The sequence below is a fragment of the Leclercia sp. UBA2479 genome, from assembly GCF_002341985.1.
GTDB classification, from domain to species: Bacteria; Pseudomonadota; Gammaproteobacteria; order Enterobacterales; family Enterobacteriaceae; genus Enterobacter; species Enterobacter pneumoniae.
Window position 1 is genome coordinate 1093925 of record NZ_DDPB01000009.1, and the last position, 21688, is coordinate 1115612.

Below are 21688 nucleotides of genomic sequence, written 5' to 3' on the forward strand. Positions count from 1 at the left end.
GAATTCGAATAAAATTCACTTAACGATCAACGCAATACCATCAGCAGCGCCAGCACGACAACCGCACCGATACTCATGGACGCTACATACCAGCGCAGATAACCGTTCTCGCTGAACAGCAGGCCTTTACCTGCAAAGCGAGAGAGGATTGCCGGGATGTTCATCAGGGAGTTCAGTGGATCGCGCTTAATCAGCCACGCAATGCCGAGGAACGGTTTCACGAAGATCATGTCGTACAGCCAGTCGAAGCCCCACGCGTTGTACCACCAGGTGCCCAGCAGACGGCCCGGCGCGCTGTTAGCAACCGCAGTCACCAACGTACGTTTGCCCAGCCACAGCCATGCCGCAATCAGGATGCCCGCAATCGCGACCACACCGGAGGTGATTTCGAGGGTCAGAACGCGACCGTGCTCAAGCTCGGTGGTTGCCGGCAGTACGCCCTGCAGCGGTGGCACGATCATCGCGCCAACGAAGGTGGAGAGTACCAGCAGTACAATCAGCGGCAGGTGGTGGGTAATCCCCTTCCCTGCGTGAGCGTGAATTTGTTCTTTACCGTGGAAGACGATGAAAATCATACGGAAGGTGTACAGGGAGGTCATGAATGCACCGACCAGACCCGCAACCATCAGATTGATATGACCATTCGCCATGGCGCCCGCAAGGATTTCGTCCTTACTGAAGAAGCCCGCGGTGATCAGCGGCAGTGCCGCCAGCGCCGCGCCGCCCACCAGGAAGCAAGCGTAAACCAGCGGGATGGACTTACGCAGTCCGCCCATTTTGAAGATATTTTGCTCGTGGTGGCAGGCCAGAATCACCGAACCGGATGAGAGGAACAGCAGCGCTTTAAAGAACGCGTGAGTCATCAGGTGGAAAATGGCCGCGTCCCACGCCTGAACGCCCAGCGCCAGGAACATGTAGCCGATCTGGCTCATGGTGGAATACGCGAGAACACGCTTGATGTCGGTCTGCACCAGAGCGGCGAAACCTGCCAGCACCAGCGTTACGGCACCCACGATACCCACCAGATGCAGAATTTCCGGGGTCATCAGGAACAGACCATGGGTACGCGCAATCAGATAAACCCCTGCGGTCACCATGGTTGCGGCGTGGATCAGCGCGGAGACAGGCGTTGGGCCCGCCATCGCGTCGGCCAGCCATGTCTGCAGCGGCAGCTGTGCGGATTTACCCACAGCACCACCCAGCAGCATCAGCGTCGCCCACCACAGCATGTTATTACCTGCCTCGAAGTGCGCCGGCGCCAGTTCCACCATTTCGCGGAAGTTCAGCGTGCCCAGTTCGTTGTAGAGAATGAACAGCGCAAAGGCGAGGAAGACGTCACCCACGCGGGTTACGACAAACGCTTTCATGGCCGCTGCGCCATTCTTCGGATCGGTGTAGTAGAAACCGATCAGCAGGTAAGAGCAGAGCCCCACCCCTTCCCAGCCGAGATACATCAGCAGCAGGTTATCGGCCAGCACCAGAACAACCATGCTGGCGATAAACAGGTTGGTGTAGGCGAAGAAGCGGGAGTAACCCTCTTCACCGCGCATATACCAGGAGGCGAACATGTGGATCAGGAATCCCACGCCGGTGACCACAGAGAGCATGGTCAGCGACAGTCCGTCCAGCACCAGGTTAAAGCCGATGTTGAAATCACCGACCGACATCCAGGTCCACAGTGGAACGCTAAAGGCCTGACGCCCGTTATTAAAGAAGTCGATACCCGCATACGCCGTCACCAGCGCAGCCAGACCGACAGACCCCATACCAACGGTGGCAGAGAGATTCTCAGACCAGCGGCCGCGTGAGAACGACAGCAGCAGGAAGCCAATCAGCGGAAAAATAATGGTTAAGGCAAGCATGTTCATCCACGCAACTCACTTACTGAATCGATGTTCAGGTTCTGGCGGCGACGATGGAGCTGCAGCAACAGCGCCAGGCCAATACTCGCTTCGGCAGCCGCGAGGCTGATAGCAAGAATGTACATCACTTGACCATCGGCCTGGCCCCAGTAGCTCCCGGCGACCACAAAGGCCAGCGCCGAAGCGTTAATCATGATTTCCAGTCCAATCAGCATAAACAGCAGATTGCGGCGGATAACCAGACAGGTTAAGCCCAGGACGAACAAAATCGCAGCGAGGATCAGTCCATGTGTTAAGGGGATCATGCGCGCTCCTCCGTTTTTCTTTTCGCGCGGTCGTCAGTGCGGTTGCTCAGCACCTCGCCGACGCGCTCTTCGCGGCCAACGTGGAAGGCAACAACCAGGCCCGCCAGCAGCAGCATTGAGGCCAGCTCAACCGCCAGAACGTACGGGCCAAACAGGGCAATACCCACGGTTTTAGCGCTGATCGGCGTGCCGTCGATGCCCTGATCGTTAACGCCCAGAATGGCGTAAACAATCACCGCCAGCATGATGGCCGACAGAATCGCCGGGCCAATCCACACCTGCGGTTTTAACCACTGACGTTCCTGCTCAATTTCGGAGCCGCCCAGGTTCAGCATCATCACCACGAAGACGAACAGCACCATAATGGCACCGGCGTAAACGATGATTTCCAGCGCACCGGCGAAGTGCGCGCCCAGCGCAAAGAACACCCCGGAAATAGCCAGCAGCGAGATGATTAAATAGAGCAGCGCATGCACCGGGTTGGTGTGCGTAATCACTCGCAGCGTAGCCAGGATGGCGATAAGGCCACAGATATAAAAAGCGAATTCCATTGCCCTCTCCTTACGGTAACAGGCTCTTGACGTCGATAGGCTTAGCTTCGTTCTCTGCTTCGCCCTTATCTTTGCCGTCGATTGCCATACCCGCCATCCGGTAGAAGTTATATTCCGGGTATTTGCCCGGACCGGAAATCAGCAGATCCTCTTTCTCGTACACCAGATCCTGACGCTTGTACTCACCCAGCTCGAAGTCTGGAGTCAGCTGAATCGCCGTGGTTGGGCACGCTTCTTCACACAGACCGCAGAAGATGCAGCGTGAGAAGTTGATGCGGAAAAACTCCGGGTACCAGCGGCCATCGACCGTCTCTGCTTTCTGCAGAGAGATACAGCCTACCGGACAGGCTACCGCACACAGGTTACAGGCTACGCAGCGCTCTGAACCGTCCGGATCGCGCGTCAGCACGATACGGCCACGGTAGCGCGGCGGCAGATATACCGGCTCTTCCGGGTACATCCGGGTTTCGCGTTTTGCAAACGCGTGCAGGCCGATCATCCAGATACTGCGTACCTGGGTGCCGAAACCTACCAATAATTCTTTTAAGGTCATGGTCTAAAGCCCCTTATGGCTGCTGCCAGAGAATGACAGCCGCCGTTACCAATAAATTGACGAGCGTCAGCGGCAGGCACACTTTCCAGCCGAAGGACATTACCTGGTCATAACGAGGACGCGGTAACGCTGCACGAATCAAAATAAACATCATCATAAAGAACGCGGTTTTCAGCGCGAACCAGATGAATGGCGGTAAGAACGGGCCATGCCAGCCACCAAAGAACAGCGTTACCATCAACGCGGAAATGGTGACGATACCGATGTACTCGCCCACGAAGAACAGACCGAACTTCATACCGGAATATTCAATGTGATAACCGTCGGCCAGTTCCTGTTCGGCTTCTGGCTGGTCAAACGGGTGACGGTGACACACCGCCACGCCTGCGATAGCAAAGGTAACAAAACCAAAGAACTGCGGGATAACGTTCCAGATGTCGGCCTGGTTGTTGACGATGTCGGTCATATTGAATGAACCGGCCTGCGCCACCACGCCCATCAGGGAGAGCCCCAGGAACACCTCGTAGCTCAGGGTCTGCGCGGAAGCACGCATCGCACCCAGCAGTGAGTATTTGTTGTTACTGGACCAGCCTGCGAACAGTACCGCGTAAACCGCGAGGCCTGCCATCATCAGGAAGAACAGGATGCCGATGTTCAGGTCAGCCACAACCCAGGTCGGGCTGACGGGAACGATAGCAAACGCCAGCAGCAGCGAGGTAAAGGCGATCATTGGGGCCAGCGTAAAGATGACGCGATCCGAGAATTTCGGGATCCAGTCCTCTTTAAAGAACATCTTGATCATGTCCGCGACCAGCTGGAGTGAACCACCCCAGCCCACGCGGTTCGGCCCGTAACGGTTCTGGAACAGACCGAGCAGGCGACGTTCACCAAAGCTCATGAATGCACCGCAGGTGACCACCACCAGCAGAATCACAACCGCCTTCAGAATGCTCAGCAGGATGTCGATAAGATCCGGCGTTAACCAACTCATGCTTTTGCCTCCTGCAGGTTATCAAGACGCGCACCCGCCAGAACTGGCGCGATGCCAGGCATACCCATCGGCAGACCCACCTGGCCGGCGGTCAAACCTTCGGAGATAATCAGCGGCAGGCTGATCGTCTGGCCATCGTAGCTGAAAGCGATGTTCGCACCCGCGTTAACGCCAAGCTTCGCGGCGTCCGCCGGATTGAGCTTGATGTACGGCTGCGGCATACGGGTCTGGAAGACCGGAGAGCGCTGGGACATTTCATCGCTACCGAACAGATGGTAGTAAGGTGCAATACGCCAGTTACCCTCTTCCGCCTGGAAGCTCGCCGGCACGGTCGTGAAGAAGTCCAGACCGGTTTCAGAGGCTTCAATCAGGCGTACGCCCGGATCGCCGTGGCGCAGGGAGCCGCCCACTTCAGCCTGGAACTTGTTCCATGCCTGCGGTGAGTTCCAGCCCGGAGCCCATGCGAACGGAATCTGTGAACGCGGTGCAGACGGCTGGTTGTTCCCTTCCATCGAGAAGGCAAACATCGTGTCTTTGTCCTGCGGCTGACGAGGCTCATGCACGCTGATGTTGGCACGCATCGCGGTACGGCCGCTGTAGCGGTGCGGCTCACGCGCCAGTTTCTGACCGCGAATACGGAAGCTCGCTTCCGGCGCCGCGTCTTTGATACCGGCCAGTTGAGGCAGTTTTTCGACTACCGCATCAATAACGTGGTCGAGCTGCGTCCAGTCCACTTCACGGCTGAGCAGGGTGCTGTGCAGCGAGTGCAGCCAGCGCCAGCTTTCCAGCATGATAATGTTGTTGTCGTAGTAGGCCGGGTCGTAAACCTGGAAGAAGCGCTGTGCGCGTCCTTCGTTGTTGATGACCGTACCGTCGCTTTCGGCGAAACTTGCCGCAGAGAGCACCAGGTGCGCTTTGTCCATAATCGCGGTGCGCTGATGGTCAATGACCATCACCAGCGGCGCTTTTGAAAGCGCTGCGTCAACGCGAGCGGCAGAGGCGTGGCGATGCAGGTCGTTTTCCAACACCACAACGGCGTCAGCAGAACCGGATTCCAGTTCGCTTAACGCGTCTTCCAGCGAGCCGCCGCCAATCATACCCAGACCGATGCTGTTCACCGCACGGGCAATCATGGTGATACCCACGTCCGCGCCGCGGCCTTTCAGGGCTTTAGCAACGTTCGCTGCCGCCTGAATGATTTCGGCACTACCGGCGTTGGTGCCGGAAATAATCAGCGGTTTCTTCGCGCCCGCCAGGGCCTGAACAATTACGTCAACCTTGTTTTGCAGGTCTCGATCCAGTTCAACGGCCGGAGAGTTACTATCGAGCGCATGCGCGATGGCGAAGCCCAGGCGTGCCTGATCTTCCACCGGTGCACAGTAGGTCCACGCGGCGATGTCGTCCAGACGGGTATTGTCGACGTTGGTTACAAACAGCGGATGCTTCGCGCGCTGACCGATGTTCAGGATCGCCGCAATCTGCCAGTCAGCCACTTTCTGGGCCGCTGCCATTTCACGCGCTTTACCTTTCACCGCCTGACGAACCGCCAGAGCCGCACGTGCGCCGGTCTGAGTCAGATCTTCACCCAGCACCAGCACCGCGTCATAAGATTCAATTTCGCGCAGCGCAGGGGTGTGAACGCCACCTTCACGCAGCACTTTCAGTACCAGCTGCAGACGTTCCTGCTCTGACTTCGCGATACCGGTATAGAAGTTTTCTGCCCCAACCAGCTCGCGCAGCGCGAAGTTGCTTTCGATGCTGGCGCGCGGGGAGCCGATACCGATCACCTTCTTCGACTGACGCAAAATATCAGCCGCGCCCTGCATCGCCTGCTCGGCGTTCAGGGTGATGACGTCATCGCCACGGCGCTGAACCGGCTGACGCGGACGGTCTTTCAGGTTCACGTAGCCATAGCCGAAACGACCGCGGTCGCAGAGGAAGTAGTGGTTAACGGTACCGTTGTAACGGTTTTCGATACGACGCAGTTCGCCGTAACGCTCACCCGGGCTGGTGTTACAGCCGAGGGAACACTGCTGGCAGATGCTTGGTGCAAACTGCATGTCCCATTTACGGTTGTAGCGCTCGGAGTGCGTTTTATCTGTGAATACGCCGGTCGGGCAGATTTCTACCAGGTTACCGGAGAATTCGCTTTCCAGCACGCCATCTTCCGGACGACCGAAGTAGACGTTGTCATGCGCGCCATACACGCCCAGATCCTGACCGTCTGCGTAATCTTTGTAGTAACGCACGCAGCGGTAGCAGGCGATGCAGCGGTTCATTTCGTGAGAGATGAACGGCCCCAGGTCCTGGTTACGGTGGGTACGCTTAGTAAAGCGATAGCGACGGAAGCTGTGACCGGTCATGACGGTCATATCCTGAAGGTGGCAGTTACCGCCCTCTTCACACACCGGACAGTCGTGCGGGTGGTTGGTCATCAACCACTCCACCACGCTTTCGCGGAACTGTTTGGCTTCTTCGTCATCAATCGAAATAAACGTGCCTTCGGTGGCCGGCGTCATACAGGACATCACCAGGCGACCACGCGTGTCTTCCGCGTTTTGATATTGCTTTACCGCACACTGGCGGCAAGCACCGACGCTGCCCAGCGCCGGATGCCAGCAAAAGTACGGAATATCGAGGCCAAGAGACAGACAAGCTTCTAGCAGGTTGTCCGCCCCGTTGACTTCGTATTCTTTGCCGTCTACATGAATCGTAGCCATTAGCATGCTTCCAGTTGGCTCGAATTGCTTCGAGCGTTAATCAAAATTCTTTTTATCACCCTTACCCTACCCCTCTCCCTGAAGGAGAGGATAGAGCCCGGTTTTCTCCCTCTCCCTTGAGGAAGAGGTCCGGGGCAAGGGGGAATTACCAGCGTGCTTTGAGCAGGTTCGGCTGAATACCATTGATCGAATGGGTATTGCTGAACGGCTGCTTGATGCCCGCTTCGAATTCTTCGCGGAAATATTTAATCGCGCTCTGCAGCGGCTCGACGGCACCCGGTGCGTGGGCACAGAAGGTTTTACCTGGGCCCAGGAATCGACACAGTTGCTCAAGTGTCTCGATATCACCAGGCTGACCTTCGCCACGTTCGATAGCACGCAGAATTTTCACGCTCCACGGCAGTCCGTCACGGCATGGCGTACACCAGCCGCAGGACTCGCGGGCAAAGAACTCTTCCAGGTTACGCACCAGCGGAACCATGCCGATCTCGTGGTCGACGGCCATCGCCAGCGCCGTACCCAGACGGCTACCCGCTTTACCAATGCTTTCAAATTCCATCGGCAGGTCGAGGTGAGCTTCGGTCAGGAAGTCTGTTCCTGCTCCACCCGGCTGCCAGGCTTTGAACTTCAGGCCATCACGCATGCCGCCCGCGTAGTCTTCAAGAATCTCACGCGCGGTGGTACCGAACGGCAGTTCCCAGACGCCAGGATTCTTCACGCGGCCGGAGAAGCCCATCAGCTTGGTGCCGGCATCTTTGCTTGAAGAGATGCCCTGATACCACTCCACGCCATTGGCGAGGATCGCCGGAACGTTACACAGGGTTTCGACGTTGTTAACGCAGGTCGGTTTACCCCACACGCCGGAGCTGGCCGGGAACGGCGGCTTGGAACGTGGGTTCGCACGGCGACCTTCCAGGGAGTTAATCAGCGCGGTCTCTTCACCGCAGATATAACGCCCTGCCCCGGTGTGCACGAACAGTTCGAAGTCAAAACCGGTGCCCAGAATGTTTTTACCGAGCAGACCGGCTTCGGTCGCTTCGGCAATCGCGCGACGCAGGTTTTCTGCCGCTTCGATATACTCGCCGCGCAGGAAGATGTAGCCACGGTAGGCTTTCAGCGCAAACGCGGAGATCAGCATGCCTTCCACCAGCAGGTGCGGCAGCTGCTCCATCAGCAGGCGGTCTTTATAGGTACCTGGCTCCATTTCATCAGCGTTACACAGCAGGTAACGGATGTTCATGGATTCGTCTTTTGGCATCAGGCTCCACTTCAGACCGGTGGAGAAGCCCGCGCCGCCGCGCCCTTTCAGGCCAGCATCTTTAACCGCATTGACGATCTCATCCGGGGCCATACCGCCGAGCGCCTTGCGCGCGCCAGCATAGCCGTTTTTCGCCTGATACTCTTCCAGCCACACCGGCTGCTTGTCGTCGCGAAGACGCCAGGTCAGCGGATGGGTTTCGGGAGTCAGAATAATATTTTTCATTATTTATACTGCTCCAGCAGGTCAGGAATCGCTTCCGGCGTCAGATGGCTGTGAGTGTCCTCATCAATCATCATGGTCGGCCCCTTGTCGCAGTTACCCAGGCAGCAGGTTGGCAGCAGGGTAAAGCGACCATCAAAGGTTGTCTGGCCCGGCTTGATATTGAGTTTCTTCTCAATGGCGGCCTGAATGCCCTGATAGCCCGTGATGTGACAAACAACGCTGTCACAGTAGCGGATCACATGGCGGCCTACCGGCTGACGGAAGATCTGGCTGTAGAACGTGGCTACGCCTTCAACGTCACTTGCCGGAATACCCAGCACTTTTGCAATCTCATAGATCGCCCCATCCGGCACCCAGCCACGCTGTTTCTGAACGATTTTCAGCGCTTCAATGGACGCCGCACGCGGGTCTTCGTAGTGGTGCATCTCGTGCTCAATGGCGGCACGCTCTGCTTCACTCAGCTCAAAAGCCTCGGTCTGTGGTTGTTGATTCTCGTGCATAATTAGCGGTCCACATCTGACATAACAAAATCGATACTACCCAGATAAACAATCAGGTCGGAGACCAGACTGCCGCGAATGGCGGCCGGGATCTGTTGCAGGTGCGCAAAACTTGGCGTACGCACGCGGGTACGGTAGCTCATGGTGCTGCCGTCGCTGGTCAGGTAGTAACTGTTGATACCCTTGGTCGCTTCAATCATCTGGAAGGATTCTTGCGCCGGCATGACCGGACCCCAGGAAACCTGCAGGAAGTGGGTGATCAGGGTTTCGATATGTTGCAGCGTGCGCTCTTTCGGCGGTGGCGTGGTCAGCGGGTGATCCGCTTTAAACGGCCCTTCCGGCATGTTGTTGAGGCACTGCTCAAGGATGCGCAGACTCTGACGCAGCTCTTCCACTTTCAGCATCACGCGGGTATAGCAGTCGGAAACACCACCGCCAACCGGGATTTCAAAGTCGAAGTTCTCGTAGCCAGAGTATGGACGGGCTTTACGCACGTCGAAATCGATACCGGTAGCGCGCAGACCTGCACCTGTTGTGCCCCACTCAAGCGCTTCTTTCGCGCCATAGGCAGCAACGCCCTGAGAGCGGCCTTTCAGAATGGAGTTGCGTAGCGCAGCTTTCTCGTAGGAGGCGAGACGTTTCGGCATCCAGTCGAGGAACTCACGCAGCAGACGGTCCCAGCCGCGCGGCAGGTCGTGTGCGACGCCGCCAATACGGAACCAGGCCGGGTGCATACGGAAACCGGTGATTGCTTCCACCAGATCGTAAATTTTCTGACGGTCGGTAAAGGCGAAGAAGACCGGGGTCATCGCACCGACGTCCTGAATGAACGTGGAGATGTACAGCAGATGGCTGTTGATACGGAACAGTTCAGACAGCATAACGCGGATTACGTTAACGCGATCCGGCGTGGTGATCCCTGCCAGTTTCTCAACGGCCAGCACGTATGGCATTTCGTTAACGCAGCCGCCCAGATACTCGATACGGTCGGTATACGGAATATAGCTGTGCCAGGACTGACGCTCGCCCATCTTCTCAGCACCACGGTGGTGGTAACCGATGTCCGGAACACAGTCGACAATCTCTTCGCCATCAAGCTGAAGAATAATACGGAAGGCACCGTGCGCAGACGGGTGGTTTGGACCGAGGTTGAGGAACATGAAGTCCTCGTTATCGGTACCGCGCTTCATGCCCCAGTCTTCCGGCTTGAAGGTCAGCGCTTCCATCTCCAGATCCTGCTTGGCTTTGGTCAGCTCAAACGGGTCGAATTCGGTCGCACGGGCCGGATAGTCTTTACGCAGCGGGTGGCCGGTCCAGGTCTGCGGCATCATGATGCGCGTCAGATTTGGGTGGCCATCGAAAGTCATACCAAACATTTCCCAGGTTTCACGCTCATACCAGTTCGCGTTCGGGAAAATTTTGGTGATCGTCGGCAGATGCATGTCGTTTTCAGACAAGGCCACCTTGAGCATGATATCCGTGTTGCGGTCTATTGAGATCAGGTGGTAGAAAACGGAAAAATCCGCCGCGGGTAACCCGTGACGGTGCGTACGCAGACGTTCATCCATGCCGTGTAAGTCAAACAGCATGACGTAAGGTTTTGGCAATTTCTTGAGGAAATCGACAACTTCCAGTAATTGCTCACGCTTCACCCAAACAACGGGTACCCCGGTGCGGGTGGCCTGAACAGTAAAGGCATCCGGCCCAAAACGGTTGCGCAGTTCGCCAATGACCGGGTCATCCAGGTGATCCCGTGTTTGCCATGCGGCGTCTTGCGCGGTTAAGTCGGTCATATTGTTCACCATTGCAAATGGTCCGTGGTGACTGCCAGGCGGGGCTTCGCGCTATTTGAATAGTGATGTACGAAGCTTTTCTCCACCGCCCGCAGGCGCAAATTAAATTTCGTCAGGCGTACGCAGGTTGGTCACTGCAATACGTTCGCCGCGTTTACGCTCGCGCTCAGACTGCATGTTCGCGCGATAGACACCCTGGTCGCCTACCACCCAGGAGAGCGGACGGCGTTCTTTGCCAATCGACTCCTGCAGCAGCATCAGCGCCTGCATGTAAGCTTCCGGGCGCGGCGGGCAACCTGGGATGTACACATCAACCGGGATGAACTTATCTACGCCCTGGACAACGGAGTAAATGTCGTACATTCCGCCTGAGTTTGCACAAGCGCCCATGGAAATAACCCATTTTGGCTCGAGCATCTGGTCGTACAGACGCTGAATGACCGGTGCCATTTTGGTAAAGCAGGTACCGGCCACCACCATCAGGTCAGCCTGACGCGGAGAGGCACGCAGTACTTCTGCACCAAAACGCGCAACGTCATGCACCGCAGTGAATGACGTCACCATTTCAACGTAGCAGCAAGAAAGACCAAAGTTATACGGCCAGATGGAGTTTTTACGACCCCAGTTGACCATATCGTGCATGGCATTTTCGAGTTTGCCCATGTACACGCTTTTATTGACTTCTTGCTCCAGGGGGTCGGTTACGATCTCCTGTTTTTGCAGGGGGTAACGGTCATTCTCACCGTTAGGATCTATGCGGGTGAGCGTATAATCCATCTTATTGCCTCGCTGTTACTGCTGACGATTAGAGATACTGTTTTCCGGGTTGATACGTTCACGACGTGAACGTGCAGGTGTCCAGTCCAGCGCGCCAATACGCACCAGATAAACCAGACCGGCCAGTAACACTAAAATGAAAATTGCGGCCTCGACAAAGCCTACCCAACCACTTTCACGAATGGAGGTAGACCATGCGAAAAGATAGAGCGCTTCAACGTCGAAGATGACGAAGAACATGGCTACCAGATAGAACTTGGCAGACAGGCGTAAGCGAGCAGTACCTACAGAATCAATACCTGATTCAAAAGGTGTGTTTTTGTGCCTTGCGCGGGCGCGACCGCCCAGGAACCAGCCGCCGACTAACATCAGGCAGCACAGGCCAATGGCTACAATAAGAAAGATTGCGAATGCCCAGTGATGAGCGATGACTTCTGTGGATGTTGACATACTCATTGCTTACTCATCAAAAGTGATACCGACGACACTGCTCTTGCTGGCAGATGGGCATCACATCGATTCATGGGGAGGAACAAATAACCTTACACCAACTGTCAGAAATGAGACATAGACAGCAAAATGATGTGGTTTTTTACTCCTTTCTATAACCTTTTGTCAACTTTAACAAAGGTTTCTTCACATTAAATTACATCGAACGATTCTCGTTAACATTTAATGCCCTTTAACCCTGGCGGGAACATGACATTTGGTCAACTGCATACTGTTGAATCGTGTCCGTTTTGATGTAAAAAAAAGATACCCTCCTATTTTGACAGGATTTGTCGCTGATTCCTCCCCCCAAAGAGGAGTATTTTCTTGATCTGAGACACGCTTTTGTTAATTCAATCAAAAAAACGGCAACATCTTCGCTGTTTTTTTAACATGCAAATTGACAACCATAAGCTGTAAGAATGGGAGTAACGAATACAGCGCGTAGTCCATATAATGTTGATAAACAATAAAATTAACTTTACTTAACAGAAACTTTTCAAATCGAATTGCAAAAAAAGAACCACAGCGCGCGAAAGTGGCGTCAGTGGCTCTTTTTTAACACTTACATTTTGTTACGAGGAAATTGCCGAACTTTTATTCAAAATCTCCTTCGATGACGAGAGAGTCATCCCCTCCTTCCGGGGTAACATTATTGTACTGCCATGGATTCTGATAATTTTCCATTGCCGAGAAGATGGTTTGCGCTAACTCGTTCTGACGAGTCGCGTTATGACACAGCAAATATTCAGTATCGGGCAGCATCGGCAGCCCGTCTGATTTGCCTAATACTCGTAAATCCGGGCTCATCATCTCAACCGGGCGCGCGGTGACCCCCAGTCCGGCTTTCACCGCCGCACGGACGGCTGGCAGGGTTGTTGCTACGTAGGCGAGACGCCAGGGAATATTGGCGGCATTTAATGTGGCCAGAACCATGTCGCGGAACGGGCTGGGGTCATCCATCAGTACCAGCGGGATGGGCTCGCCGCGCTGCAGTTGATACTCGGCTGCACAATACCAGTGAGTAGGTGACGTACGGAGCGTCAGGCAACTGAAATGCTCCATTCGTTGGGTTGTGACGACCAGGTCTACTTCCTGCTCCTGCAGCATCTCCATCATAAACGCATTGCGTTTAACCCTGACGTCCAACGCAATCTTCGGATAAACCGAACTAATACGATTAAGCAGGAAAGGCAAAATAGTATCAGCCGACTCATCAGACGCCCCTACGGTTAAGACACCCTGTAGGTTACTAAACATTAGCGACGTGCAGGCTTCATCGTTGAAGCGAAGTATTTTTCTGGCATAGCCCAGCAGCTGAATACCATGTTCAGTCAGGAGTTTATTGCGGCCGTGGCGGGCAAAAAGCTCTTTTCCGACCAGTTGTTCCAGTCGTTGCATTTGTTGGCTAACAGCCGATTGGGTACGGCAGACTGCCGCAGCCGCAGCTGCAAATGTATTCAGATCGGCGACTGCAACAAAAGTTCTCAGCAGATCGAGATCGAGGTTCAGTATCGGACGATTTGCATTCATCATATCTTTTCACTTACAGGTGGCTCATGCGGAGCTGCCTCGGGTAGAAGCTGTGTGCGTAAAAGTAAAACAGGTCCTTCTGAACAAGAATCCTTGTAATCCCGACCGGCAGACTGCCAGACAGAAAGTTGAAGTCCAGGTATATCCGTCGTCAAACACAACGTATCTGACGATATTTTTATTGGCTTTACGTTCAGTAAATATAAATTTTTACCGGATTAGGTAATGCACGAAAGGCAGTGGCGCTTCAGGCTCAACTTTATCGTAGTCAAGCTAAAGCAGCAATGGGCGTCGCTTCGCTTCTCCGGGTAAAGATAAATCTATTAATAACAATATGCTATTAATGGAGGCACAACTAAGATTTACAACAAGCCGCAATCGCGTACTGCAGGCCTGTTGCATCATCTTAACCTAAATCCATTTTATTTATAAGTCTTATTGCATTCCAGATGATTTAACCCTGTTGATAAGAGTCTAAATTATTTTTATTAATATTAACGAAAGTTACGATTTCACCCTTATTTTGAAATACACAATAATTTAAAAAAAGATTATTCATTAATTATACTTAACATTATATTCACATGATCAACGTTTATATAAAGCGGGATTTGAATCGTGATAATCGCAATTAATTCAGCATTTACGAAAAATTGCCAGGGGAAACCTCTGTATATCGGTCTGCGAAGCCAATGCCGATTGATCCGTTAGCGTAAAATCCAGTAAAAGATGTCACTTGCAAAACTTTACACCAGATTATAACGAACCCGTGGCAGGTCTTATTCGTCGTAACGCAAATAGTAGATTAAAATTTTAATGATAGTTTTTCTTAATTAGCAAAATCTTCTTCTGCTCATGCTTTAAAAAAGGCCTTTCAAGGAGTACATTGTTTCGTGCTGACTTCCACGGCAGGGAGTGGCAATAACAGTTAAAAGGTCAAAGGTTCATGTCCCCTATCGAAAAATCCAGTAAATTAGATAACGTCTGTTATGACATCCGCGGGCCCGTTCTTAAAGAGGCCAAACGCCTCGAAGAAGAAGGCAATAAAGTTCTCAAGCTCAATATCGGTAACCCGGCGCCATTTGGTTTCGATGCCCCGGATGAAATACTGGTTGATGTGATCCGAAACCTGCCTACCGCACAGGGCTACTGTGATTCGAAAGGGCTTTACTCCGCCCGTAAAGCCATTATGCAGCACTACCAGGCTCGCGGGATGCGCGATGTTACGGTAGAAGATATCTATATTGGCAACGGCGTATCAGAGCTGATCGTGCAGGCCATGCAGGCGCTGCTCAACAGCGGTGACGAAATGCTGGTGCCCGCTCCGGATTACCCACTCTGGACCGCCGCTGTCTCGCTTTCCAGTGGTAAAGCGGTGCATTACCTCTGTGATGAGTCATCCGACTGGTTCCCGGATCTGGACGATATCCGCGCTAAAATTACCCCTCGCACCCGCGGCATCGTGATCATCAACCCGAACAACCCAACGGGTGCGGTCTATTCAAAAGAGCTGTTGATGGAGATCGTTGAGATCGCCCGTCAGCATAACCTTATCATCTTCGCCGACGAAATTTACGACAAGATCCTTTACGACGAAGCGCAACACCACTCTATCGCCGCGATGGCTCCGGATCTGCTGACCGTCACGTTCAACGGCCTGTCTAAGACCTACCGCGTCGCCGGTTTCCGTCAGGGCTGGATGGTTCTGAACGGCCCGAAAAAGCACGCCAAAGGCTATATCGAAGGGCTGGAAATGTTGGCCTCTATGCGCCTGTGCGCCAACGTACCAGCCCAGCACGCTATTCAGACGGCGCTGGGTGGTTATCAGAGCATTAGCGAATTTATCGTGCCAGGCGGTCGCCTGTATGAGCAACGTAATCGCGCATGGGAGCTGATTAATGACATTCCGGGCGTCTCCTGCGTGAAGCCAAAAGGCGCGCTCTATATGTTCCCGAAAATCGACATCAAACGCTTTAACATCTTTGACGATCAAAAAATGGTGCTCGACTTCCTGCTGCAAGAAAAAGTGCTGCTGGTCCAGGGAACGGCGTTCAACTGGCCATGGCCGGATCATGTGCGCATTGTTACCCTGCCGCGTGAGGATGAACTTGAGATGGCGGTCAGTCGTTTTGGTCGATTCCTCTCTGGGTATCATCAGTAAACCTTCCGGGCTGCCAATGGCAGCCCGATTTGCATCTGCCCGCCCCTCCCCTCACAATGAAGTCTGTCGCCGTGTTAGACAAAAGGTACCCTATGAGTGAGAGTCATTTCTTTGCCCACCTTTCCCGCCTGAAACTGATTAACCGCTGGCCGCTGATGCGCAACGTGCGGACCGAGAACGTCTCTGAGCATAGTCTGCAGGTCGCCATGGTTGCCCATGCGCTGGCCGCCATTAAAAACCGCAAATTCAACGGACAGGTGAACGCAGAGCGAATCGCGCTGCTGGCGATGTATCATGATGCTTCTGAAGTGCTGACAGGGGATCTGCCCACGCCGGTGAAGTATTTCAATTCGCAGATTGCTCAGGAGTACAAAGCGATTGAAAAAATAGCTCAGCAGAAACTGGTCGACATGGTGCCTGAAGAGCTGCGCGATATTTTTGCCCCCCTGATCGACGAACACCAATACAGCGAGGAAGAGAAGTCTCTGGTTAAGCAGGCAGATGCGCTCTGTGCTTATCTGAAATGCCTTGAGGAGCTCTCGGCCGGCAATCACGAATTCTTGCTGGCGAAAACGCGCCTGGAAAAGACGCTGGAAGCCCGTCGCAGTGACGAAATGGATTACTTTATGCAGGTATTTGTCCCGAGCTTCCACCTGTCGCTGGATGAGATTAGCCAGGATTCCCCACTGTAATTTCCGGGCCGGGTGGCGCTGTCGCCACCCGAATTACGTGCGGTATTAAAATGGAAACAGCACCGGGATCATAATGACGCACACCACCATAACCAGCACGGTAAAAGGCACGCCCAATTTTACGAAATCGCTAAACCGGTAGTTCCCGGGCCCCAGTACCAGCGTGTTAACCGGAGAAGAGACCGGGGTCATAAAGGCGGCTGAAGCGGCCATCGCCACCATCATTGCAAACGGGTAAGGCGAGACCCCCATCGATTTCGCCATCGCCAGCGCAATGGGTGCCATCAGCACAGCCGTGGCGGTATTGGAGATAAACAGACCAATGGTGGCGCACATTACAAACAGGCAGATTAGCATCATGTAAGGCCCATATCCGCCGCCGAGTTCCATCAATCCTTTAACCACCAAATCTACCCCGCCCGTTTTTTGCAGCGCCAGCGCAAACGGCATCATCCCGACGATGAGTATGATGCTCGGCCAGTGGATTGCCTTATAGGCGCTTTGTGCATCAATACAGCGGAATTTCCCCATCAGCAGGCAGGCGATAATCGCCGCAATCGGGTTAGGGATCTCATCCGTTAACATCAGCGCGACCATCAGCACCAGACAGAAAATAGCATGTGGTGCCTGGCTGTGAGCCGGTGAGGCATCACTTACCTCAACGGGCAGGTTCATGACCACAAAGTCGCGCCCGCGCTGGCCGAGCTGGGAGATAAGTTTCCAGTTCCCCACCACCAGAAAAATGTCCCCCAGCTGTAAGGGTTCATCCACCACGGCGCCATCCATTGCCACGCCGTCACGCTTCAATCCCACTACATTGAGCCCATAGCGCGTACGAAAACCGATCTCGCGCGTGGTCTTGCCCAGCAGTTCCGATTCGGGAATCAGCGAAATTTCTGCCATCCCCACGTCCAGCGCCTGATCGGAGAAATACTCTCCCCGCAGCACCATCGGCTCCAGCAACTGCTCACTGCAAAACTCACGCAGATCGACATCGGCAGAGGACATGTCGATAAGTAATACGTCACGGGCGCGGAATTCAGATACACCGTTAACATTCACAATCACCCGCCGAAAACGGCGCCAGCGCTCTACCCCAATCACGTTCGCGCCGTATCGTTCACGCAGTTTAAGATCGTCCAGCCGTTGACCAATCAGGGGGGAGCCTGGGCGGATAGCCAGACGACGGGCCCGCCCGGTCAGGCGATACTCTTTGATCAAATCCCGAAATGTGCGGCGCTTCCAGCCGTCCCGGGATTTATCCTGCGTTTCGCTCTTCAGGACAAAGCGAGTCAGCAGCATGTAGGCAATACCCAGCACCAGAATCACCAACCCCAGCGGCGTGACGCTAAAAAAGCTAAATCCCTGCAGCCCTTCGCGCAAAAGTTCGCTGTTAACCACCAGGTTGGGTGGCGTTGCTACCAGCGTCATCATGCCGCTGATAAGCCCGGCGAAGCTGAGCGGCATCATCAGGCGTGATGGCGGGATCTGCATCCTCATGCAGACGCTTAACACCACCGGGATAAAGATGGCCACTACGCCGGTAGAGCTCATAAAGGCTCCCAGTCCGGCCACGGTCAGCATCAGCAGGATAAGCATTTTGGTTTCGCTGCTGCCTGCGGCGTTCACCAGCCAGGAGCCCATACTGGTGGCGACGCCGGTGCGTACCAGCCCATCACCAATAATAAAGAGTGCGGCAATCAAAATAACGTTCGGATCGCTAAAGCCCGATAACGCTTCGGGGAGCGTGAGGGTGCCGCTTAGCACGAACGCCACTATCACCAGTAATGCCACGGCATCCATGCGCACTTTACCGGTAGCAAAGAGAATGATGGCGAAGACCAGCAGGCTCAATACCCAGATTAATTCACCGTTCACAACAGGTCCTTGTCAGAAAAGAGTGACAGCATACTGCCATAAAAAAGCCCCACAGTTGTGGGGCTAAATCATGGGATTACATTTTCTGCGTCACGGTTACCATTCCGTCGGCCGTTTTGCTGACCTCAATGGCTGCCAGCGAAGTCAGCACAAAACCGGCTTCATTCAGGCGCGGCGCCGTGGCAGGTACATTCACGGCGATGACATGACACCCCGCCGCCAGCCCGGCAAGGACGCCGGCAGCTGCATCTTCCACCACCACGCACTGTTCTGGTGCCAGCCCTAGCAGCTCGGCGCCCAGCAAAAAGGCGTCGGGCTCCGGCTTGCCGCGAGCGACACGCTCGGCGGTGACAAAGACTTCAGGCGTTGGCAAACCCGCCGCTTTATGGCGGGCGTGCGCCACCGGAACCGAGCCGGAGGTGACGATAGCCCACGGAATCTGTGATTCATTCAGGTGACGAAGCAGCGCATGCGCGCCTGGTAGCGCGACGATGCCGTCGGTATCCTTCGCCTCTAGCTGCTCCAGCCAGCGAAACTCGGCCTGAATGTCTTCTTCAGTGCTGCCCGCCATAAAGTGACGTAAAGAGGTAATGGCCTGTTTGCCATGGATGAAATGGAGGACTTCATCATGGCTAATACCGTGCCTGTCGGCCCAGCGGCACCATGAGCGCTCAACCACCGGTAAGGAATCCACCAGCGTACCGTCCAGATCAAACAGAAAACCTTTACACTGCACATCGACCTCCGTCAGGCATTAATGATTTGTTGAATTTCGTTGCTGCTCAGATGGTACTGGCGCGGGCAGGCGTGCCAGACGCTCAGCATACGTTGATATTTGTCCCACATCGGGGTCTGGGCATTAAAGCCATGCGTACCGGCATCGAAGTGGGTGTAACGCCCTTCGGTGTTAACCATAAAACGGACGTAGCTCAGGTAACGCGCTTCGGTGGCAGCATCAAAACCGAGGAAGGTCACACGACGTTCATCAATTATCTGCGCGTCTTTCAGGTTAGCCCATGAGACGTGCAACGCGTGATACATCTCCATGATGTCAATGACAATGCGGCAGGTCTCTTCCTTTAATTCGCCAAACTCGCGATCCAGTTCGCGCATCTGCAGGCCAAAGCCACGTTCGACGATAGTCTGCAGGCGGCGATAGCGCTCTGCGTTGTCGGGATCAAGCATGGTCATCATTTTGTACTGATTAGACAAAATCAGACGTTGAGCATTGGTCATTTCCATCATTCGACTCCTGTTGCGCGAAGCAACCTAAAAAAAAGACACGGTAACTAAGGGTTACTGTGCCTTCTTTTAATGATCGTTTCGATGATCAATCACAAATCATCCAGGAATGTTTTATCAAGTTGCTTAAATGCTTTCTTTAGCGTGTCGGCCAGCGCCTGATAATCGGGCTTGCCCTCAACCGGGGCCAGGGCCTGTCCCGCCTCCTGCAACTTGCCGCGCACTTCATAGAACCACTGCAGCACGGACGGGGGGAGCGGCGTGACGGAGCGTTTACCTAACCACCAGAGCCCCTGCATCGGCAGGCTAAGCGCAAACAGCGCAGTGGCGACGGCCGGTCCAAGCTGGCCGCCAAGCGCTATCTGCCAGCAGAGGGTGAAAATGGCAATCGGGGGCATCAGACGAATGGCGTGACGGGTGGCGCGAATCACACGGTTCTCAATAAAGACAGGCGCAAGGCGTTTTTCCAGCGGCCACGTCTTCGAATAGTGCTGTCCCCGGCGAAACAGACTAAAAAAGTTCACTGAGGGGGTTTCGGGTGTCGACATGGCTTTACCTCAACTTCACATATAAAAATTAAAAAATTCGTGCAAATCCCCAACTGGTCATGACATCGTTCAAAAACTTTTGTCTTAACTACCCAGTATCAGGTATCCTGTGCCGGCCTGAAAAGGCCCTGGACGATAATCGTAAATTCGTCAAGTTTAAGCACATTATGCCATTGCCGGAAAAATGCGCAAAATGGCATAAAATCTTATGTATTCCTTTCGTCATGCCAAAAAGTACTTTCGGCATGATGTTAATCATAAATGTCAGCGGATTCTTGCGCTACGCTACGATTCTCACTGACGTTTTTTTAGCCACGTATCAATAATAGGTACTTCCATGTCGAGTAAGTTAGTACTGGTTCTGAACTGCGGTAGCTCCTCACTGAAATTCGCCATCATCGATGCGCTCAACGGTGACGAGTACCTCTCTGGTTTGGCCGAATGTTTCCATCTGCCTGAAGCGCGTATCAAGTGGAAGATGGACGGCAGCAAACAAGAAGCGGCTTTAGGTGCAGGCGCCGCTCACAGTGAAGCGCTGAACTTTATCGTTAACACTATTCTGGCACAAAAACCAGAACTGTCTGCTCAGCTGACGGCAATCGGTCACCGTATCGTCCACGGCGGCGAAAAATACACCAGCTCTGTTGTGATCGACGACTCTGTCATCCAGGGCATCAAAGACTCCGCCTCTTTCGCGCCGCTGCATAACCCGGCTCACCTGATCGGTATCGCTGAAGCACTGAAATCCTTCCCGCAGCTGAAAGACAAAAACGTGGCTGTATTTGACACGGCGTTCCATCAGACCATGCCGGAAGAGTCTTACCTGTATGCCCTGCCGTACAAACTGTACAAAGAGCATGGCGTACGTCGTTACGGCGCACACGGCACCAGCCACTTCTATGTTACTCAGGAAGCGGCCAAAGTCCTGAACAAGCCGGTAGAAGAAGTGAACATCATCACTTGCCACCTGGGCAACGGCGGTTCTGTTTCTGCTATCCGTAACGGTAAATGTGTTGATACCTCCATGGGTCTGACCCCGCTGGAAGGTCTGGTGATGGGTACCCGTTCTGGTGACATCGACCCGGCGATTATCTTCCACCTGCACGACACCCTGGGCATGAGCGTTGATGACATCAACAAAATGCTGACCAAAGAGTCTGGCCTGCTGGGTCTGACCGAAGTCACCAGCGACTGCCGTTATGTTGAAGATAACTACGAAGCCAAAGAAGATGCGAAACGTGCTATGGACGTTTACTGCCACCGTCTGGCGAAATACATCGGTTCTTACACTGCACTGATGGACGGTCGTCTGGACGCGGTTATCTTCACCGGTGGTATCGGTGAAAACGCAGCAATGGTTCGTGAACTGTCCCTGGGTAAACTGGGCGTTCTGGGCTTCGAAGTTGATCACGAGCGTAACCTGGCTGCCCGCTTCGGCAAGTCTGGCTTCATCAACAAAGAAGGCACCCGCCCTGCTATCGTTATCCCAACTAACGAAGAGCTGGTCATCGCGCAAGACGCGAACCGTCTGACTGCCTGATTCCACACCGCCAGCCTAGCTGGCGGTGCTGTTTTGAAACCCGCCTGATTTCGGCGGTAGCCAAAAGAGG

At 54.1% G+C, this 21688-nt stretch carries 19 protein-coding genes; 3 read left to right on the forward strand and 16 right to left on the reverse strand.

The window, feature by feature from the left end; all coding sequences use genetic code 11:
* Positions 1–26: 26 nt before the first annotated feature.
* From nuoL to lrhA, 12 genes are all read right to left on the reverse strand, one after another.
* The gene (gene nuoL, locus B3B59_RS14830; RefSeq protein ID WP_040074685.1) at positions 27–1868 is read right to left on the reverse strand and encodes an NADH-quinone oxidoreductase subunit L; all 1842 of its coding nucleotides are present in this window, start codon (positions 1866–1868) and stop codon (positions 27–29) included.
* Entirely contained in the window at positions 1865–2167 is a 303-nt protein-coding gene (gene nuoK, locus B3B59_RS14835; protein WP_040074684.1) for an NADH-quinone oxidoreductase subunit NuoK, read from the reverse strand. Before nuoK ends, nuoL begins: the two co-directional genes overlap by 4 nt.
* On the reverse strand, positions 2164–2718 hold the full coding sequence (gene nuoJ / locus B3B59_RS14840) for an NADH-quinone oxidoreductase subunit J (protein ID WP_040074683.1): 555 nt from the start codon (positions 2716–2718) through the stop codon (positions 2164–2166). The genes nuoK and nuoJ overlap by 4 nt, the downstream gene beginning before the upstream one ends.
* 10 nt (positions 2719–2728) lie before the next feature.
* Positions 2729–3271 (reverse strand): NADH-quinone oxidoreductase subunit NuoI, encoded by a 543-nt coding sequence (nuoI, locus tag B3B59_RS14845; protein WP_003861491.1) that lies wholly within the window; start codon positions 3269–3271, stop codon positions 2729–2731.
* A gap of 13 nt (positions 3272–3284) precedes the next feature.
* Positions 3285–4262, reverse strand: coding sequence for an NADH-quinone oxidoreductase subunit NuoH (gene nuoH, locus B3B59_RS14850; RefSeq protein ID WP_040074682.1), 978 nt, complete (start codon positions 4260–4262; stop codon positions 3285–3287).
* A complete protein-coding gene (gene nuoG / locus B3B59_RS14855) occupies positions 4259–6982 on the reverse strand; it encodes an NADH-quinone oxidoreductase subunit NuoG (protein ID WP_212477681.1) in 2724 nt (907 codons plus the stop codon). Before nuoG ends, nuoH begins: the two co-directional genes overlap by 4 nt.
* Before the next feature lie 145 nt (positions 6983–7127).
* Positions 7128–8465, reverse strand: coding sequence for an NADH-quinone oxidoreductase subunit NuoF (gene nuoF / locus B3B59_RS14860; RefSeq protein ID WP_046884688.1), 1338 nt, complete (start codon positions 8463–8465; stop codon positions 7128–7130).
* On the reverse strand, positions 8465–8965 hold the full coding sequence (gene nuoE / locus B3B59_RS14865) for an NADH-quinone oxidoreductase subunit NuoE (RefSeq protein ID WP_006176513.1): 501 nt from the start codon (positions 8963–8965) through the stop codon (positions 8465–8467). The genes nuoF and nuoE overlap by 1 nt, the downstream gene beginning before the upstream one ends.
* A 2-nt stretch (positions 8966–8967) precedes the next feature.
* Positions 8968–10770: an NADH-quinone oxidoreductase subunit C/D gene (nuoC, locus tag B3B59_RS14870; protein WP_154298765.1), complete on the reverse strand. Its 1803-nt coding sequence runs from the start codon at positions 10768–10770 to the stop codon at positions 8968–8970.
* 90 nt (positions 10771–10860) lie between these two features.
* Positions 10861–11535 (reverse strand): NADH-quinone oxidoreductase subunit NuoB, encoded by a 675-nt coding sequence (gene nuoB / locus B3B59_RS14875; RefSeq protein ID WP_032612787.1) that lies wholly within the window; start codon positions 11533–11535, stop codon positions 10861–10863.
* Between the two features lie 15 nt (positions 11536–11550).
* Entirely contained in the window at positions 11551–11991 is a 441-nt protein-coding gene (gene nuoA / locus B3B59_RS14880; protein ID WP_032612789.1) for an NADH-quinone oxidoreductase subunit NuoA, read from the reverse strand.
* A 630-nt stretch (positions 11992–12621) separates the two neighbouring features.
* Positions 12622–13560 (reverse strand): transcriptional regulator LrhA, encoded by a 939-nt coding sequence (lrhA, locus tag B3B59_RS14885; protein WP_233801589.1) that lies wholly within the window; start codon positions 13558–13560, stop codon positions 12622–12624.
* A gap of 943 nt (positions 13561–14503) precedes the next feature.
* Here lrhA and alaA point away from each other — a divergent pair.
* The gene (alaA, locus tag B3B59_RS14890; protein WP_046884686.1) at positions 14504–15718 is read left to right on the forward strand and encodes an alanine transaminase AlaA; all 1215 of its coding nucleotides are present in this window, start codon (positions 14504–14506) and stop codon (positions 15716–15718) included.
* Positions 15719–15810: 92 nt separating this feature from the next.
* Positions 15811–16410 (forward strand): 5'-deoxynucleotidase, encoded by a 600-nt coding sequence (gene yfbR / locus B3B59_RS14895; RefSeq protein ID WP_040074673.1) that lies wholly within the window; start codon positions 15811–15813, stop codon positions 16408–16410.
* A gap of 45 nt (positions 16411–16455) precedes the next feature.
* On the opposite strand, the gene B3B59_RS14900 is transcribed toward yfbR, so the two are convergent.
* From B3B59_RS14900 to yfbV, 4 genes are all read right to left on the reverse strand, one after another.
* Positions 16456–18288, reverse strand: coding sequence for an SLC13 family permease (locus B3B59_RS14900; RefSeq protein ID WP_286809446.1), 1833 nt, complete (start codon positions 18286–18288; stop codon positions 16456–16458).
* Positions 18289–18364: 76 nt separating this feature from the next.
* Positions 18365–19024 carry a sugar phosphatase gene (locus B3B59_RS14905; protein WP_286809447.1) on the reverse strand — a complete coding sequence of 220 codons (660 nt, stop codon included), beginning with the start codon at positions 19022–19024 and terminating at the stop codon, positions 18365–18367.
* Positions 19025–19035: 11 nt separating this feature from the next.
* Complete coding sequence (locus B3B59_RS14910; protein WP_040074667.1) at positions 19036–19530, reverse strand: YfbU family protein; 495 nt, start codon at positions 19528–19530, stop codon at positions 19036–19038.
* A gap of 92 nt (positions 19531–19622) precedes the next feature.
* Positions 19623–20078 (reverse strand): terminus macrodomain insulation protein YfbV, encoded by a 456-nt coding sequence (gene yfbV, locus B3B59_RS14915; RefSeq protein ID WP_040074666.1) that lies wholly within the window; start codon positions 20076–20078, stop codon positions 19623–19625.
* A gap of 337 nt (positions 20079–20415) precedes the next feature.
* Between yfbV and ackA the strand changes: the two genes are divergently transcribed.
* Positions 20416–21618 (forward strand): acetate kinase, encoded by a 1203-nt coding sequence (gene ackA / locus B3B59_RS14920; protein WP_207292150.1) that lies wholly within the window; start codon positions 20416–20418, stop codon positions 21616–21618.
* The last annotated feature ends 70 nt before the right edge of the window (positions 21619–21688 follow it).

Coding starts and splice junctions, on each gene's coding strand:
- nuoL (WP_040074685.1), bottom strand. CDS start 1,868: ATGAACATGCTTGCCTTAACCATTATTTTTCCGCTGATTGGCTTCCTG.
- nuoK (WP_040074684.1), bottom strand. CDS start 2,167: ATGATCCCCTTAACACATGGACTGATCCTCGCTGCGATTTTGTTCGTC.
- nuoJ (WP_040074683.1), bottom strand. CDS start 2,718: ATGGAATTCGCTTTTTATATCTGTGGCCTTATCGCCATCCTGGCTACG.
- nuoI (WP_003861491.1), bottom strand. CDS start 3,271: ATGACCTTAAAAGAATTATTGGTAGGTTTCGGCACCCAGGTACGCAGT.
- nuoH (WP_040074682.1), bottom strand. CDS start 4,262: ATGAGTTGGTTAACGCCGGATCTTATCGACATCCTGCTGAGCATTCTG.
- nuoG (WP_212477681.1), bottom strand. CDS start 6,982: ATGGCTACGATTCATGTAGACGGCAAAGAATACGAAGTCAACGGGGCG.
- nuoF (WP_046884688.1), bottom strand. CDS start 8,465: ATGAAAAATATTATTCTGACTCCCGAAACCCATCCGCTGACCTGGCGT.
- nuoE (WP_006176513.1), bottom strand. CDS start 8,965: ATGCACGAGAATCAACAACCACAGACCGAGGCTTTTGAGCTGAGTGAA.
- nuoC (WP_154298765.1), bottom strand. CDS start 10,770: ATGGTGAACAATATGACCGACTTAACCGCGCAAGACGCCGCATGGCAA.
- nuoB (WP_032612787.1), bottom strand. CDS start 11,535: ATGGATTATACGCTCACCCGCATAGATCCTAACGGTGAGAATGACCGT.
- nuoA (WP_032612789.1), bottom strand. CDS start 11,991: ATGAGTATGTCAACATCCACAGAAGTCATCGCTCATCACTGGGCATTC.
- lrhA (WP_233801589.1), bottom strand. CDS start 13,560: ATGATGAATGCAAATCGTCCGATACTGAACCTCGATCTCGATCTGCTG.
- alaA (WP_046884686.1), top strand. CDS start 14,504: ATGTCCCCTATCGAAAAATCCAGTAAATTAGATAACGTCTGTTATGAC.
- yfbR (WP_040074673.1), top strand. CDS start 15,811: ATGAGTGAGAGTCATTTCTTTGCCCACCTTTCCCGCCTGAAACTGATT.
- B3B59_RS14910 (WP_040074667.1), bottom strand. CDS start 19,530: ATGGAAATGACCAATGCTCAACGTCTGATTTTGTCTAATCAGTACAAA.
- yfbV (WP_040074666.1), bottom strand. CDS start 20,078: ATGTCGACACCCGAAACCCCCTCAGTGAACTTTTTTAGTCTGTTTCGC.
- ackA (WP_207292150.1), top strand. CDS start 20,416: ATGTCGAGTAAGTTAGTACTGGTTCTGAACTGCGGTAGCTCCTCACTG.